Below are 14,515 nucleotides of genomic sequence, written 5' to 3'. Positions count from 1 at the left end.
TGCTTGCTCATCAGACACCTCTTTCACGGCGAGGATTTTCGCCTAAATCGGTGTCCGGAATCAGTAGACCACTACAATCAGTTCCCTCGCCCCTCCGGGGAGAGGGTTAGGGAGAGGGGGAAACTGGCAGTTTTGCGGTGTTTTCTGCCCTCTCCCCCAGCCCCTCTCCCATAAATGGGAGAGGGGAGCCAAACGTGTGCAACCTTAAGTGAACAGCATTACGGACAGATTCCGGGCTCATTTGTGTTGCGTGGAAGGCGCTGCGTTTCAGGCGGCTCCGGCCTGAATCAGCGGGGCACCGTCAAACTCCTCGCGGGTGGCGTGCAACAGATCCAGGTTGTTGTGTTCCCAGGGATGGAAGCCGTCCTTGAAGAAGTCCAGATAAGCGCTGACCAGCGGGCGGAACACGCCTTCCTTGCCCCACATCCAGCGGATGCCGTCACGCCACATGCGCCAGTTCCACAACAGGCCGTCCACTTTGAGCATGTGTGCCAGGCCATGGGTGGTGTCGAGCACGAAGAAGAAGGTGCCCATGAGCATTGCCCGGCGCAGCAGCTTGCGACTGCCGCACACCTGGTTGTAGACGTCGAACGCCACCGCCTTGTGCTCGGTCTCCTCGAGTGCGTGCCAACGCCACAGGCGAGCCAGGGCCGGGTGAGCGTCGGCCATGTACGCGTCATTTCTCAGCAGGCCATCGGCCATGATCGCGGTGATGTGCTCCAGCGCTGCGGTTGCGGCCAGCTGGCGTTGTGGCGAGAACTTCTTCTGGGTGTAGCGGATGCGCGTCCTGGCGCGTTTCTCGATGCGTTCGACGTCGTAACCCAGGTCGCGCAGGCGCTGGCTGTACTCCAGATGTTCACGACTGTGATGGCCTTCCTGGCCGATGAAGCCGCGAATCTGTTCATCGAGTACCGGGTCGTCGATGCGGTCGCGAAACTGGCGCACCGAGTCGATGAAGAAACGCTCGCCGTCGGGAAACAACACCGACATGGCATCGAACAGGTGGGTCTTGAAGGCATCGCCGCCGTTCCAGTGGCGCGGCAGCGGGTTGGGCAGATCGAAATCCATCTGTCTGGGACGAATCTGCAAACCTTCCGGTGTGGTGCTGGCCATGAGAGCTCCATCGCGCTGTTTGACGGGTTCCACTATGGTCGTCATGCGCCGCTGGGCACAGGTTCGTAACAGCCAAGGTGACGGTCATATCCGGCCAGTGCGTTATTCCAGTAGAAAGTTGGGGCAGCAGCAGGGCAACGAGCATGGATGCGCTGAGCTAAGGTTCGCAATCGAGAAGGTCATTTGCGGCCAGTCACCAGAACAACGAACTCATGAAACAAACCCTCAATTTCACCGCCGAACTGGTTCCCGTGGCCTACGCCGAGGCATTGCTGGCGCTGGCGGAAGAGTTCGGCCTGGCGCGTGCCGAGCTGTTCGCTGCGGCACGGGTACGCCCTGAAGTGCTTGGCAGTCCCAATGGTCGACTGTCCTTTCTCGACTTTCACCTGCTGACGCAGACCGCCTTGCAGCGTTGCGGCGAACCGGCGCTTGGCCTGGTATTGGGCCAGCGCCTGAACGTCTCCACCCATGGCATCCTCGGTTACGCGGTGCTGTCCAGTGCCAACCTGGGCAAGGCGCTGCAGTTCGCCCTGAAGTACTACCGGGTGCTCGGCCTGGCATTCGAGCTGGAACTGGTGGAGCAAGAGGAGGATATGCAGTTGCGTGCGCTCGAGTCCTTTCCCATGGGGCCGCAATCACGCTTCGCCGCCGAGGGCCTGTTGACCAGCATCCATAGCATTGCGCGCTTTCTCGTGGGGGAAGAGTTGCGGGGCTTGGCCGTTGGTTTCGCGCATCCCGCGCCGGACTATGCTGAGCGCTATGCCGAGGTGTTCGGGGTGGCCGCGCAGTTCGAACAGCCCTGGCACTGGCTGCGCTTGCCCCGGCACTACCTGCAACGGCCCATGGCGCTGGCCAACCCGGCCACGGTGCAGATGTGCGAGCAGCAGTGCGAAGCGCTGCTGGCCAGCCTCGATGTGCAGGATGGCCTGCTTACGCGGGTGCGCCGATTGCTATTGGCGCGTCCAGGCGACTTTCCCGACCTGGAAAGCGCCGCTGACGCCCTGCACACCAGCGGCCGCAGCCTGCGCCGGCACCTGGCGCAGCTGGGCACCAGCTATCAGCAGGTGCTCGACGACGTGCGCAAGCGCCTGGCCCTGCAGTACCTGACCACCACGCATTTGCCGCTGTATGAAATTGCCCAGTTGCTGGGTTTCAGTGACCCGTCCAACTTCCGCCGTGCATTCCGCAAATGGACCGGTAAACTGCCCGGTGATTACCGCGCTGAGGAATGAGGAGAGGTCTGTATGGATGACTGCAGTTCTCAGGTGTGCAGCGGAATGTCGGCGCGCTGAGATTAAGGTGGCGCCAGGCAGCAGTTGACGCAATGGCGTAGCTGGCTAATAATCGCCAGCAACACGGCCCCTGTCGGTTGATGCGCTCCGGCGCTGAGATTGCTCAGGGGTTTTTTATTGCCTGCGATTTACCAATCTCTCGTCTTCCAGTCATCGTCCACGCCCATCCGGTCAAGCCCAAGATCCAGGTGTGTCAGGTCTGGAAAGTCATTTTCCAGCAACGCTTTCAGCCGTGCACCCCAGCTCGATGAGGGATTGATGATTTTCATCAGGTGTTGGGTCATGCACAGCAGCATGAAGGGACGCGCCTGCCGCTGAGGATCGTTATGAAACGCTGCCAGTGAAGGTACTTGGCCCACTGGCGGCAGTTTCGGCTGATCAACGATGTTGCGATTCCACAGCCGGCTATGGTGTGCGCATACGTTGCGCAGGTAGTTCAGGCTGCGCAGCCAACTGGCGAAGATGCGGCCATTGCTGATGTTGTACTGCGATGAGATGGCGTCCTGATCCGCTTCGGTCATGCCATCGTATAGCGTAGACAGCGTGCCGAAATCCCAAACTTCACACGCCACCCAAACGGCCAAGGGGAGGCCGTACTTGTCTTTGTTGTGGCGTATGAAATCTTCTTTGGAGCGGTTGATCAGCGCCGCATGCTTGCTCAACCAGCCATGATATTTGGTCAGCCCTGTCTTGCTATCCAGCTTGCTGGAGAAACTTTCGTGAAATAGCTCCGGCTTCAGGTAGGCGAACTTATGGTGCTTGCCCAGGCCATGGGAAATGTCGACTCGCAGAGCGATTTCGATACGCTCCAGCGCATCCAGGACGAGCAGTCGTAATTTCTTGTCGAATACATAAAGGTCTACGGCGTTCTGAAAGGTCGTTCCAGGTTTGAATTCATCCAGCGGTAGCCGCTCAACTTTGACCTTTTTCGGCTTGGCATTGGTCTGTGGATCGAGCGGGCAGAGGTCGACGCGTTCGCGGAACGGGTACCAGTAACCGCTCAGTCGGTAGTAGCCGATGCGCTCCAGGTAATCCAGGGCCCTGGCATTGTCTGTAACACCCATGCCACGAGCGATGAGCTGATCGAGCTGCTCCTGGTAGCTTTTCCAGGGTTTTGGGTAGCCGAGCATCATTTGGAAATGACCTTGAGCATTTGCAGCGTTCTCCTCACCGTCCTGATTGCCATCTAGCTACTCAAAACCGGGCAAGCTGAGCATACCGCCCGTGGTGCGTTGGCCAAATCCGGTGGGTATCAGGAGTTCGTGCTTCTTCATCCTGGCGAGTACAGCCAGCCATTCGTCTTTGCTGAAGCGCAGCTTGGCGTCGTTCCAGCTATGCATAACTTCGTCGACGATGGCCTCATCGGTAACCGGGCGGCCTTCGAGGATAAAGTCGTTCCAGGCGGCGTAGAGCGTTACGGTCATTTCGCAGCGATCCGTATCCCAGTCCCGCATCAAGTCGACGACCTGCTCAATGGTTGCCCGCTCGGCGGTCGACCAGGTGCTGTCATACGCCTGCCTATGCTGCCCGGCTTGGGAAAGCGGGCGGTAGGCATGGCCAAAGGTTTCGCGGTCGATGCACTCGTACCATTGGCGGCTGCATAGCTCGCTCTCGACCTGACTCATCAGTTGGCGATCATGGGGGCCGGCCGCATCGCGCAAGTAGTTACCCTTTACAGCGGCGAGCCTGGCCGCATGTTCAGCCAGGTAGATAACTTTCTGCAGCTTGCGCTGGCCGAAAGTGCGTTGGCCATGTAGCTGGTGAGTGATTTCAGCGGCGAGCAGAATGCGAGCGGCTTTTTGATCCGTGGTAACGGGAGCCGGCTTGCCATCGTCGGCAAGGGCATGCTCGACCAGGGTGCTGGTCAGTTGTTCGTTCAGTTGGCGAGCCTGGGTTAGGCGAGTTTTGAGTTGGTCGCAGAGGGCCATTAGCTGGTCGACTTTGGCGACGATGCGGTGTTGTTCGGCGAGCGGTGCTAGCGGGATCGGTGCGACTCTCAGCTTTTCCTGCGAGATATTGACCTGACTAGCAGCCATGCCTGATTTAGCTTCTTCTAAATATTTAGCGGTTACCCCTGCGTTTAAGCAAAGGGCAATAAAGCGGCCATTAGCACCTAGCTCAATGGGGTGAAATCTGATGATTTTGTCGGAAATCATTAGCTTCGGACGCGTACTTTCAACTAAGCAGGAAATTCCTACGCGATTCATGGGGCCAGCGCGAGTAAACAGAATGTCACCGGCCTTGGCTTCCGCCTCGGGACGAGGCTCAAGATGATCAGGTAGCTCCTTGTTTTCATGCTCTAGGTATCTCATTACTTGCACTGCAGTTGTTTTGAGAACGCCCCATACGTCATTAGAAGGTGAGCTATTGCTAAGGCAAGAAGGGCTCCATCCAGAGTCCATCCCCGTCGTTATTTCTAAAAGCGACACCCATTTCCATGTCGATGGCAATTTGAGCTGAACAGCCTCGGTTTCGATTTCTGCCAAGGGCTTCTGCTTTCTCAGTGCACCCTTTGTCACCAGCCGCTGCTTTTCAGCCTGGATGCGCTCGTACAGATCTTCAGCCGATTCATCGGAGGGATCTTGTGGCACCAGTTTGCCCATCACGGCCAGTTGCAGCAGGGTTTGTTTGAGGGCGTCGATGCTGGGTTCGGTGGTGAACAGGGTGTGGAAGTGTTCAGCCAGGCGTTGCCAGTTCTGGACAAAATCTTCGGCATCGCTGGCTTGGGGCAGGCTGTCGAGCAGCGCTTGCACCAGTTGGGCGTGGGCACTTTCGGCGTCGGCCTGCTGGGCTTCAAGCCTGTCGCAGAGGGCCATCAGCTCATCGACTTTGGCGACGATGCGGTGTTGTTCGGCTTGGGGCGGGAAAGGTATTAGGAACTGGGCCAGTTTCCCAATGCTGAGACCTTCACGCGAAACGCCGACCTGCACATCCATTACGGTCTGCTGGACCAGTTGCGAGACCAGCACCACATGAAGGAACGGCTGAGTGTCGCGTGAAACTGGTCGCACAATAGTTACATGCTGACTTACGTTACCAGTATCAAAGTCATAAGGAACTGTGGCACAGCGCCCAATAGACGCTCCTGTGATGTTGAAAAGCAGGTCGCCTGCTTCAACATGTGTTCCCGACATTCTTTGGTGTGTTTCTTCAGGTATGAAAGCAACGTCATTCAGGCGAAGCCCTTCATTCCAAACGTTCTGAGACCTAAGAAATTTGACCCCATCTGCAACGTAAGCCTGTTTCCCACCTAATGGAGTGCTACCGGCCCCAATTTTTTTCAGCAGAGAATCAAGTCGTACCCATTCCCAATTAGTGGGCATGGCAAATGGCTTTTCCTCTTCCGCAATCTCCGGCAGTGGCTTCTGCTTCTTGATCTTCCCCTCAGCCACCAACCGAGCCTTTTCCTCGGCAATCCGCTTAAGCAACTCACTGGCCGGCTCATCACTGGGATATTGCGGCACCAGTTTGCCGCGCACCGCCAGTTCCAGAATCAGCTCGCGCAGCTTCTTGATGCCATTCGGTGCACCGGCCAGCAGCGGCAGGTTGTCAGTCAGCAACGCCGTCATACCTGGCGCTCCAGGGCTTCGGCCAATACGGCCTTGAGCTGGTCGCGTAGGTCGCTGATTTCGTCTTGCAGGCTGGCATAGTTGCGCAGCAGCTCGTCCGGGTCGTGGCTGATCTGCTCGCCGATGTGCGGGTTCTTGCAGTCCAGGTTCCAGTTGCGTGCTTGCAGTTCTTCGATGCCGACCTTCCAGGCGAACTGGTTTTCCACCCGGGCGGCAAAGCCATCGGCCTCGCTGCCCCACCAGGCTTCTTCCACGGCGAATTCTTCGATGCGCATCGGGCGGGTCTTGGAGTAGTTCTTCACCCCATCCGGGTACTGGTGTTCGTAGAACCACACCTGTTTGGTCGGCGTGCCTTTGGTGAAGAACAGCAGGTTGGTTTTGATGCCGGTGTAGGGGTTGAACACGCCGTTGGGCAGGCGAACGATGGTGTGCAGGTTGCACTCGGTGAGCAGCTTTTCCTTGATGCGGCTCTTGATGCCCTCGCCAAACAGAAAACCATCGGGCAGCACCACGGCGGCGCGACCGCCGTCCTTGAGCAGGTGCATGATCAGCACCAGGAACAGGTCGGCGGTTTCGCGGGTGCGGAAGGCGGCGGGGAAGTTGGTTTCGATGCCGTCTTCTTCCATGCCACCGAACGGCGGGTTGGCGACGATGCAGTGCACGCGCTCGCCCGGGCCCCAGCTGATCAGCGGTTTGCTCAGGGTGTTGTCGTGGCGGATCTGGCTGGGCACCTCGATGCCGTGCAGGATCATGTTGGTGGTGGCCAGCAGGTGTGGCAGCGGCTTTTTCTCCACGCCGAAGATGCTGGCCTGCAGGGTGCGTTCGTCTTCGGCGGTTTTTACATAGCGGCTGCGCTTGTGCTCGATGGCGCAGGTGAGAAAACCGCCGGTACCGCAGGCCGGGTCCATGACCTTTTCGTCCAATTTGGGATCGACCATGCGCACCATAAACTCGGTGACCGGGCGCGGGGTGTAGAACTCCCCGGCGTTGCCGGCGTTCTGCAGGTCGCGAAGCAGCTGCTCGTAGAGGTTGCCGAACTCGTGGCGTTCCTGGGCCTTGTTGAAGTCCACGCCTTGCTGAATCTTGTTGATGACCTGGCGCAGCAGCTGGCCGGATTTCATGTAGTTGTAGGCGTCTTCAAACACGCTGCGCACCACGAAGGCGGCCGGCGTGGTGCTGTATTCGTGCAGGTTCTGCAGCTGCGGGAACAGGTTGTTGTCGATGAAGTCCTTCAGTGCATCGCCGGTCATGCCTTCCGGGTCGGCGGCCCAGGTGCGCCAGCGGCAGCTGTCGGGGATGGGCGAGCGGTAGTTGTCGTCCAGCAGCTCCCATTCCAGTTCGCGGTCATCGAATATCTTGAGGAACAGCAGCCAGACCAGCTGGCCGATGCGCTGGGCGTCGCCGTCGACGCCGACGTCCTTGCGCATGATGTCCTGGATGGATTTGATGGTGGAGCTAATGGACATGAAGTTCTCTCAACGCTTACCGCAAGGGGGGCAAAATTCTACCGGATAGTGTGGGTTGCTGCTTTGGCATGCCGTCGGCACTGAACCCTTAGCTTGCGTAGAGTTCGTCTTCCAGCTCATGAATGGCCTTGTTGTAGCCAGCCTTGCCGCCAAAGGCTTTCACCAACTCGATGGGTGCACCAATCTGGCTGAACGGATCGAGCTGGAGGATTTTGATGTCCTCGATATGCTCGATGCCGGTGTCGGCGTATTTATCCAGCAGTGCTTCCAGCACCTGGCGGGCTGCGCCAGAATACTTGGCGAAGTAGTTGCGCTTTTTCACCTGCTCGGCGCGCTCACGGCGAGACAGGGCTGGCTGATCGAAGGCGACGTGGCAGATCAGGTCGAATGGATCTAGCGGTTTGCCCTGTTTCTTTTCCACTTCTTCGGCCAGGGCTTCCCACATCACGCCCTGGGCAGCCATTTCGTCGATGATGGCTTTCTTCTGCTCGGCATCACTCCAGCGCCGCAGGAAGTCATCCAGCGAGGCGAACTGTTTTTGCACACAGGCGCGGGTGTAGTCGTGCAGCGATTCGGTGATCAGCCGGCCATCCGGGCCGTAGTACTGCACGCGCTCGGCAATGACGTAGATCGGCAGATTATCGATGACGTACTTGATGCGCTTCTTGCCGTCTTCCTCGCTGGTGAACTCCAGGTCACCCCCTTCAGCATCGTTGCCTGCGCTGATGCCATCACCTTCAAGTAAGTCGTCGGGCGGCACGGGCGGCTCGCTACCTTCGGGGGCATAGACCACCACTGGGTCGCCGTCGAACGCCGGGTCGGCGAACAGCTCGGTGGCCTTTTTGAAGTCCATGATGGTGAACCAGTACTTGCCATAGTCCTCGTTGATGCGGGTGCCGCGACCGATGATCTGCTTGAATTCGGTCATCGATTTGATGTGCTGGTCGAGCACGATCAGTTTGCAGGTCTGCGCATCGACGCCGGTGGTCATCAGCTTGCTGGTGGTGGCAATGACCGGGTAGCGCTCTTCCGGGTTGATGAAGTTATCCAGTTCGGCTTTGCCTTCCTGGTCATCGCCGGTGATGCGCATGACGTACTTACGGTTCTCGGCCACGCGCTCCGGGTTGAGGTTGACCAGGGCCTGGCGCATGCGCTCGGCGTGGTTGATGTCATCGCAGAAGACGATGGTTTTCTGGAACGGGTCGGTGGCCTTGATGAACTCGGTGACCTTCTGCGCCACCAGTTGGGTGCGTGCCTCGATGACCAGGGTGCGGTCCATGTCCTTGAGGTTGTAGATGCGGTCTTCGATCAGCTCGCCATTCTTGTCGAGCATGCCTTTGGGCGGCCGCCAGCCTTGCAGGTCTTTGTCGAAGTCGATGCGCACCACTTTGTACGGCGCGAGAAAACCGTCTTCGATGCCTTGCTTGAGGGTGTAGCTGTACACCGGCTCACCGAAGTAGGTGATGCTGGATACCTCTTTGGTCTCCTTCGGCGTAGCGGTGAGGCCGACATGAGTGGCGCTGGAGAAATAGTCGAGAATCTCGCGCCAGGCGGAATCTTCGGCGGCGCTGCCACGGTGGCATTCGTCGATCACGATCAGGTCGAAGAAGTCGCGGGAGAACTGCTTGTAGATGTTCATCTCTTCTTCAGTGCCAGTGACGGCCTGATAGAGCGACAAGTAGATCTCGTAGGAGGTGTCGATCTGGCGTTTGGCGATCTTGGTCATCGCCTGGCCGAACGGTTTGAAGTCGTTGTTCTTGGTCTGGTCGACCAGGATGTTGCGGTCGGCCAGAAAGAGGATGCGTTTCTTCTGCTTGGACTTCCACAACCGCCAGATGATCTGGAAGGCGGTGTAGGTCTTGCCGGTGCCGGTGGCCATGACCAGCAGCACACGATCCTGCCCGCGTGCCACGGCTTCGACCGTGCGGTTGATGGCATTCATCTGGTAGTAGCGCGGCATGCGCCCGGAGCCGTCGTCGTAGTAGGGCGCTGCGACTTTGTGTTGGGCTTGGTCGTCCAGGCCTTTCCATTGGCAGTAGCGCTGCCAGAGTTCATTCGGGCTGGGGAACTGGCCAAGGCTGAGTTCGGTTTCTACCTGGCTACCAGTGCCGCTACGGTCATGGAATAGAAAACCATCGCCATTGCTGGAGAACACGAAGGGCACATCCAGCGCCTCGGCATAGCCTAAGGCCTGCTGCATGCCGGAGCCCACGGAGTGCTTGTTGTCCTTCGCCTCGATCACGGCTATGGGCAGGTTGGCCTGGTGGTAGAGGATGAAGTCGGCCCGGCGGGATTCGCCTCGGCTGTGCAGCTTGCCCCGGACGATTATGCGGCCCTTGGTGAAGCTGACTTCCTCGCGCACCTGCTTGTGCATGTCCCAGCCCGCTTGCTGGACGGCTGGGGCGATGTACTTACTGCAGATGTCCCGCTCGGAAAGCGACTTTTTGTCCATAACCCCAATTCCTTTTCAAGCCGGCATGGTCGCTCCATTCCGGCACTACTGATCGTGCTTGATTGGCGTAAATGTACCTTGTTTGGCGTTGATTGAGGGCTGGCGAGGCGGTCAGATTTTAGCGGCTAAAGTTTGAGGGCTTGTCGATCAGGAACTGACGGGAGTAAATTTCGCCTGTCGTGACCCAGAAGGGCCGATGTTGGGCCAGTACGAGTAACTCGGCTGGTACCGTTTGTAGCCCATAAGGGCGCAGCGGACTTCCTTAATTTATTAGGAGGCCGCCGTGCCTACTCAATCGAAAACCCTCATCAAATCCCGCTCTACAGCCTTTGAACGCCAAGGTGGTCGCTGCTATTACTGTGACTTTCCTATGTGGCGAAGCTCCATCGAACAATTCGCTCGCCTTCATGGCCTCACCCTTGGTCAGGCCAGGCAGTTTCAGTGTACGGCTGAACATCTACTTGCTCGGCAAGATGGAGGAGGGGATGGGCGGAACAACATCGTTGCGGCTTGTCTTGTTTGCAACCAGCGGCGTCACAAGCGCAAGTTGATCCCGGAGCCGGAGGCTTACAGAAAGCTAGTGCGGCAGCGATTGAGCAAAGGGCGGTGGCACATGCCGCGTTCGCTGACGATTGATGCGCGTGGAGCAGATAAAGGAGATAAATAAATTTATCTCCTTTATCTGCTGGCTAATCATGCTGCTTGACAGATCAAGCCGTTTTTTGTTGAAGGCTCAAGGTCAATGAAGCGGCTGTTTCGTTTTCAAGATTATCTCTCTGGGCTTTAAGATGCGTGAGTAGATAGCTGCTCGATATCTTGAATTCGTCGATTATTGTTTGCCAGGTTTTGACATACCGCTTTATTTTCCCAGTGCCAATAAGTCCAGGGTCATTTTTGTCTGCTAGGCTTTCTAGTCGATTGGTTATTTCGTAGTCTTTTTCGGATATTTTTCGTCCGACAAGTATTATTTCAAATCGAGTATTTTCGCTGTTAAACATTGGGTGCTTGTTGAGTATATCTGCATAGTCTTCAACTTGGCGGAAATGTGTCTTGCTTAGGGCGGCGCTGGGTCTTTTTATTTCTATGATTACGCAGCGATAGTACTGCCTGTTTAATGAGTCTAGACAAAGCGATCTTCTTACTAAGAATAAGTCAACCTGGCGATTCGCTCCGTCGATAGTTGCGCCGTCTGCGATGTCCTCTTCAGAGATGTTATTTATTCCTGGGACGGTGGCTCTAAGATTTTTGGCTATCTTAGTGAATGTGTCTTCTTCTGCGCCTATGGTTTCATATTGATTTCCGAAGAGCCATGTGTTGCTTTCAATTATGCCCTGTAAGTCTGGGGTTTCTAGAACTTCTTTGTAGTGCTCGTCCATGATTTTGGAAATTCGCTGAATGACAGAATCTCTTTTTTGAAGAATTTCTATTGTTTGTATTATGTTATCTAGCTTTGATTTTTTGAGTTGCTCTGCAAAGGTTTGCATTGTTTTTGAGTCAAGCTCTAGAACACTGTCGAGGACTTCGAGGAGGCTATCGTTTTCGTTTGATACAGATAATTTATCTAATAATCTGATTAGAATTTTTCTCTGCTTTTTGTTGAGTGATTTTATTACTGATGGATCATGTATTAGTATGCTCTTTACAATGGACTTTGTGTTTTTCAGGCGCCAGTCGGAGTAGGATGGATTGATATTTGAATAGTCCGGGAAGGCTCCATCTTCGACAAATTTTTCTATCTGCTCGTCAGCGTGCTTACTCAAAAAGTCATCGTAAATTGACTGGGTGAAGACGTTTAGCTCTTTGGTGAAGGCTCGCCAAGTTTGGTTTTCTGATATTTCTTCTGGGTCGAATGAGAGTTCGTTGTCGTTTTGTATGAAGCCGTTGGCCCAGTCGGAGGAGACGAATACGCTTGTGTAGAAATCTGGTTTGTTGTTTAAGCTGCTTAATTCTCGGTAAACGATATTCCCATGGCTGCCGATTAAATATGTGTGGGATTTTTCCTTTGCGGGCTTCTCGTGCCATCTTAGAGCTGTGGCATGAAATTCACTGTTCTTGATATTGAACGTTTTCTTGCTTGAGTCGTGCTTGGGTGGGACGATATCGCGGGAGTTATAAGTTAGTTTTAATTCGGGCCGAAGGGCTAGAATCCATCCGAAAGCTCTTGTTAGAAGGGCTATCATTTCCTCTTCTTCTGGAATGTTTTTGTTGAAGTTTACTAGCTCAACGCATGTTCCGGATTTTTGTTCGAGAAGAAGAGGGTTTTGCTCGGTGTCTTTAATTAGACTTCCGGAGAAGTTTTTGATTGAGTCGGCGTGAATGGTGATTGTTGCGTTCTGGCTTTCGAAAATTGTATACCAGGTGGCTTTTGAGCAAATTCTGTGAAAGGCGAGTCGGCCCCTGCCGTGGGCACCATGCTGGGAGAAGTTGTCTTTTTTGAGCGATTCGTTGAACTTTCCAAAGTTTTCACCGGTGTTGAGAAAGTTAATTCCCTTGCCGTTGTCGAGTACCGTCGCAGATTCAACTCCGCCAAGCTCTCGCTCTCGAACAAATACTCGGACAATGGTAGCGCCTGCATCGAATCCATTCCAGATTAATTCTGCAATCGGTTCCCATGGCTCAGTGCCCTTGAAATGCTTTTTGATCCCGCCGTCAGTAATGTCTGCAGATCCAGAAAACTGCGTAACTTCCATTTTATTTCCTTAGTGCACGGCCCTGAGGGCGGTTCAGGATGATGATATTGCAGTATTCGATGCTGCCTTGTTAAGGGCGGCGCTTGGTTTTCTTGATGGATTATTAGTGCAGTTTCTTCGCCAGGTCTTCGGTTTTGGGGTGGTAGTAGCGCATCAACATCCGCGTGTCCTGGTGCCCGGTGATCTTGGTTAGCTCATGTAGCGGGAAAATTTCGGCCAGGCGCGAGGTGGCTTCATGGCGTAGGTCATGAAAGCGCAGGTCCATCAGAAACGGATCGTCGTGGATGCGCTTGTCGATCTTCTCCAGGGAGAGCTTTTTCTGCTTGAGGTGAAGGCTTAGCCCTTCCATGTAGACGCTTCGAGCATCGGCGATAGCGTCCGCGAATGCCTTGGTGATTGAGTCCGGCCGGCTCTTAAAACAGCGGCCGTCGTCACGCTCGGCGAGACCTTCCAGTATCTCCACGGCTTTGCTGGAAAGGGGGACGCCCCGAGCAGAGCCGTTCTTGGTCATGGGCAGCAGGGCGACCCGCTTGTCCCGGTTTACGTTGGCGCGTAGCAGGCCGGTTATCTCACTGCGGCGCATTGCCGTTTCTACAGCGAAGGCGACGATCTTCGGTAGCTCTGCCGAGCGTGAGTGGCGGCAGATCATTTCCAGCTCGTCCAGGTGTTCGCATATCAGCTTCCCGTCTTTGCGTGTCCACACATCTGCGCTGAGGATTCGTCGCTCGCGTGCGTCATCAACGCTCGGTTGGCGGATCAGCTCGACGGGATTGCTCAGTGACTCCATGCGCCACTCTTTGCGGGCGATAGTGAAGACATGAGAGATCAGGGCCAGCTCGCGGCGAACGGTGGAGGGGGCCATGCCTTCTTCGAGACGCATGTCCCGGTAGGTCGCCATGTCGGAGCCACGAATACTCGCAAGCGAGCGAAGGGCGAGAGGGTGACGCTGCATGGCCTGGATGCGCGATAGCTCAGAGGCGCTGCTGCGCTTCTTGCTAGTCACCTCCTTGGCGTACAACTCCAGTGCGCTGGAGAAGGAGGTGGCCTCGGCTTCGTTGCGGCTGACGAACACGCCGGCGTCCATTTCGCGCTCGATCATTGTTGCCCAAGCCTTCGCCTCTGCCTGGGTGTTGAAAGTGCGGGTCTGTTGGGGCCACCCTTTACGCCTGATTTGGGCGTGCCACTGGTATGGGCCTTTCTTCCTGATCGTCGCCATCGTCAATCGCACTGTGCCAAAAATGTGCCATTAATCCTACAGGAATACCCATGGAACCCGCAAAACCCCTGCTAATCCGCGAAACTTTCCCCGTCGGCCCCTTGCAGTGCAACTGCAGCATCATCGGCGACCCGATTACGAAGAAGGCCATCGTGGTCGATCCGGGTGGCAATCCCGATCTGATCATGGCGCGTCTGCAGGCTCACGGCCTCAAGGTGGTGAGCATCATCCACACCCATGCGCACCTCGATCACTTTCTTGCCTCGGGGCAGATGAAGGAGAAGACCGGTGCCACGCTGCACCTGCACAAGGAGGATCAGTTCCTCTGGGACAATCTGGAGATGCAGTGCAGCATGTTCGGCGTGCCTTACACGCCCGTGCCGGCGCCGGATCGCTGGCTGGCCGATGACGAGGAGCTGGCCTGCGGCTGCGGTGTGGCCCTGCATACACCCGGGCACACGCCGGGTTCGATGAGTTTCTGGTTCGAGGATGCCAAGCTGCTGATCGCCGGTGACACGCTGTTCCGTCGCGGTATCGGCCGTACCGATCTGTGGGGCGGTGATTACGCCACTATCGAACGTTCGATCAAGCAGCGCCTGTACCGCCTCGATGAGGACGCCACCGTGGTCACCGGCCATGGCCCGGATACCCGCCTCGGTGATGAAATGCGTGAGAACCCCTTTATTCGCGCGTGACAGGGCACTAATGGCCGCGCTG

General features: G+C 56.2%; 10 protein-coding genes. 3 read left to right on the top strand and 7 right to left on the bottom strand.

Translation table 11 applies throughout. The features are described from left to right. Window positions 1–267: 267 nt before the first annotated feature. A complete protein-coding gene (locus tag ACN0X6_RS23765; protein ID WP_417707721.1) occupies window positions 268–1,113 on the bottom strand; it encodes a metal-dependent hydrolase in 846 nt (281 codons plus the stop codon). 212 nt (window positions 1,114–1,325) lie between these two features. Between ACN0X6_RS23765 and ACN0X6_RS23760 the strand changes: the two genes are divergently transcribed. Continuing rightward, window positions 1,326–2,345 (top strand): AraC family transcriptional regulator, encoded by a 1,020-nt coding sequence (locus tag ACN0X6_RS23760; protein WP_417707720.1) that lies wholly within the window; start codon window positions 1,326–1,328, stop codon window positions 2,343–2,345. A 188-nt stretch (window positions 2,346–2,533) separates the two neighbouring features. On the opposite strand, the gene ACN0X6_RS23755 is transcribed toward ACN0X6_RS23760, so the two are convergent. The 4 genes from ACN0X6_RS23755 to hsdR form a co-directional block, all read right to left on the bottom strand. After that, window positions 2,534–3,538 carry an Abi family protein gene (locus ACN0X6_RS23755; protein WP_417707718.1) on the bottom strand — a complete coding sequence of 335 codons (1,005 nt, stop codon included), beginning with the start codon at window positions 3,536–3,538 and terminating at the stop codon, window positions 2,534–2,536. Between the two features lie 57 nt (window positions 3,539–3,595). Then, window positions 3,596–5,974, bottom strand: coding sequence for a restriction endonuclease subunit S (locus ACN0X6_RS23750; RefSeq protein WP_417707716.1), 2,379 nt, complete (start codon window positions 5,972–5,974; stop codon window positions 3,596–3,598). Further along, window positions 5,971–7,440, bottom strand: coding sequence for an N-6 DNA methylase (locus tag ACN0X6_RS23745; protein WP_417707714.1), 1,470 nt, complete (start codon window positions 7,438–7,440; stop codon window positions 5,971–5,973). The genes ACN0X6_RS23750 and ACN0X6_RS23745 overlap by 4 nt, the downstream gene beginning before the upstream one ends. 88 nt (window positions 7,441–7,528) lie before the next feature. Further along, window positions 7,529–9,892 (bottom strand): EcoAI/FtnUII family type I restriction enzme subunit R, encoded by a 2,364-nt coding sequence (gene hsdR / locus ACN0X6_RS23740; RefSeq protein ID WP_417707713.1) that lies wholly within the window; start codon window positions 9,890–9,892, stop codon window positions 7,529–7,531. 370 nt (window positions 9,893–10,262) lie between these two features. Between hsdR and ACN0X6_RS23735 the strand changes: the two genes are divergently transcribed. Beyond that, entirely contained in the window at window positions 10,263–10,559 is a 297-nt protein-coding gene (locus ACN0X6_RS23735; protein ID WP_417707727.1) for an HNH endonuclease, read from the top strand. 43 nt (window positions 10,560–10,602) lie between these two features. Here ACN0X6_RS23735 and ACN0X6_RS23730 read toward each other — a convergent pair whose 3' ends face one another. Both ACN0X6_RS23730 and ACN0X6_RS23725 read right to left on the bottom strand, forming a co-directional pair. Next, complete coding sequence (locus ACN0X6_RS23730; protein WP_417707711.1) at window positions 10,603–12,582, bottom strand: ATP-binding protein; 1,980 nt, start codon at window positions 12,580–12,582, stop codon at window positions 10,603–10,605. A 103-nt stretch (window positions 12,583–12,685) separates the two neighbouring features. After that, window positions 12,686–13,681 carry a tyrosine-type recombinase/integrase gene (locus ACN0X6_RS23725; protein WP_417707709.1) on the bottom strand — a complete coding sequence of 332 codons (996 nt, stop codon included), beginning with the start codon at window positions 13,679–13,681 and terminating at the stop codon, window positions 12,686–12,688. A 167-nt stretch (window positions 13,682–13,848) separates the two neighbouring features. On the opposite strand from ACN0X6_RS23725, the gene ACN0X6_RS23720 reads away from it, so the two are divergent. After that, on the top strand, window positions 13,849–14,493 hold the full coding sequence (locus ACN0X6_RS23720; RefSeq protein WP_417707707.1) for an MBL fold metallo-hydrolase: 645 nt from the start codon (window positions 13,849–13,851) through the stop codon (window positions 14,491–14,493). The last annotated feature ends 22 nt before the right edge of the window (window positions 14,494–14,515 follow it).

Origin of the sequence: Pseudomonas sp. (assembly GCF_048269965.1) — a bacterium.
GTDB lineage: Bacteria > Pseudomonadota > Gammaproteobacteria > Pseudomonadales > Pseudomonadaceae > Aquipseudomonas.
This window is presented reverse-complemented; position numbering and strand designations above follow the sequence as displayed.

Excerpts from the sequence above, each read along its gene's own strand:
- ACN0X6_RS23765 (WP_417707721.1), bottom strand. The coding sequence starts at position 1,113 with ATGGCCAGCACCACACCGGAAGGTTTGCAGATTCGTCCCAGACAGATG.
- ACN0X6_RS23760 (WP_417707720.1), top strand. The coding sequence starts at position 1,326 with ATGAAACAAACCCTCAATTTCACCGCCGAACTGGTTCCCGTGGCCTAC.
- ACN0X6_RS23755 (WP_417707718.1), bottom strand. The coding sequence starts at position 3,538 with ATGATGCTCGGCTACCCAAAACCCTGGAAAAGCTACCAGGAGCAGCTC.
- ACN0X6_RS23750 (WP_417707716.1), bottom strand. The coding sequence starts at position 5,974 with ATGACGGCGTTGCTGACTGACAACCTGCCGCTGCTGGCCGGTGCACCG.
- ACN0X6_RS23745 (WP_417707714.1), bottom strand. The coding sequence starts at position 7,440 with ATGTCCATTAGCTCCACCATCAAATCCATCCAGGACATCATGCGCAAG.
- hsdR (WP_417707713.1), bottom strand. The coding sequence starts at position 9,892 with ATGGACAAAAAGTCGCTTTCCGAGCGGGACATCTGCAGTAAGTACATC.
- ACN0X6_RS23735 (WP_417707727.1), top strand. The coding sequence starts at position 10,263 with ATGTGGCGAAGCTCCATCGAACAATTCGCTCGCCTTCATGGCCTCACC.
- ACN0X6_RS23730 (WP_417707711.1), bottom strand. The coding sequence starts at position 12,582 with ATGGAAGTTACGCAGTTTTCTGGATCTGCAGACATTACTGACGGCGGG.
- ACN0X6_RS23725 (WP_417707709.1), bottom strand. The coding sequence starts at position 13,681 with ATGATCGAGCGCGAAATGGACGCCGGCGTGTTCGTCAGCCGCAACGAA.
- ACN0X6_RS23720 (WP_417707707.1), top strand. The coding sequence starts at position 13,849 with ATGGAACCCGCAAAACCCCTGCTAATCCGCGAAACTTTCCCCGTCGGC.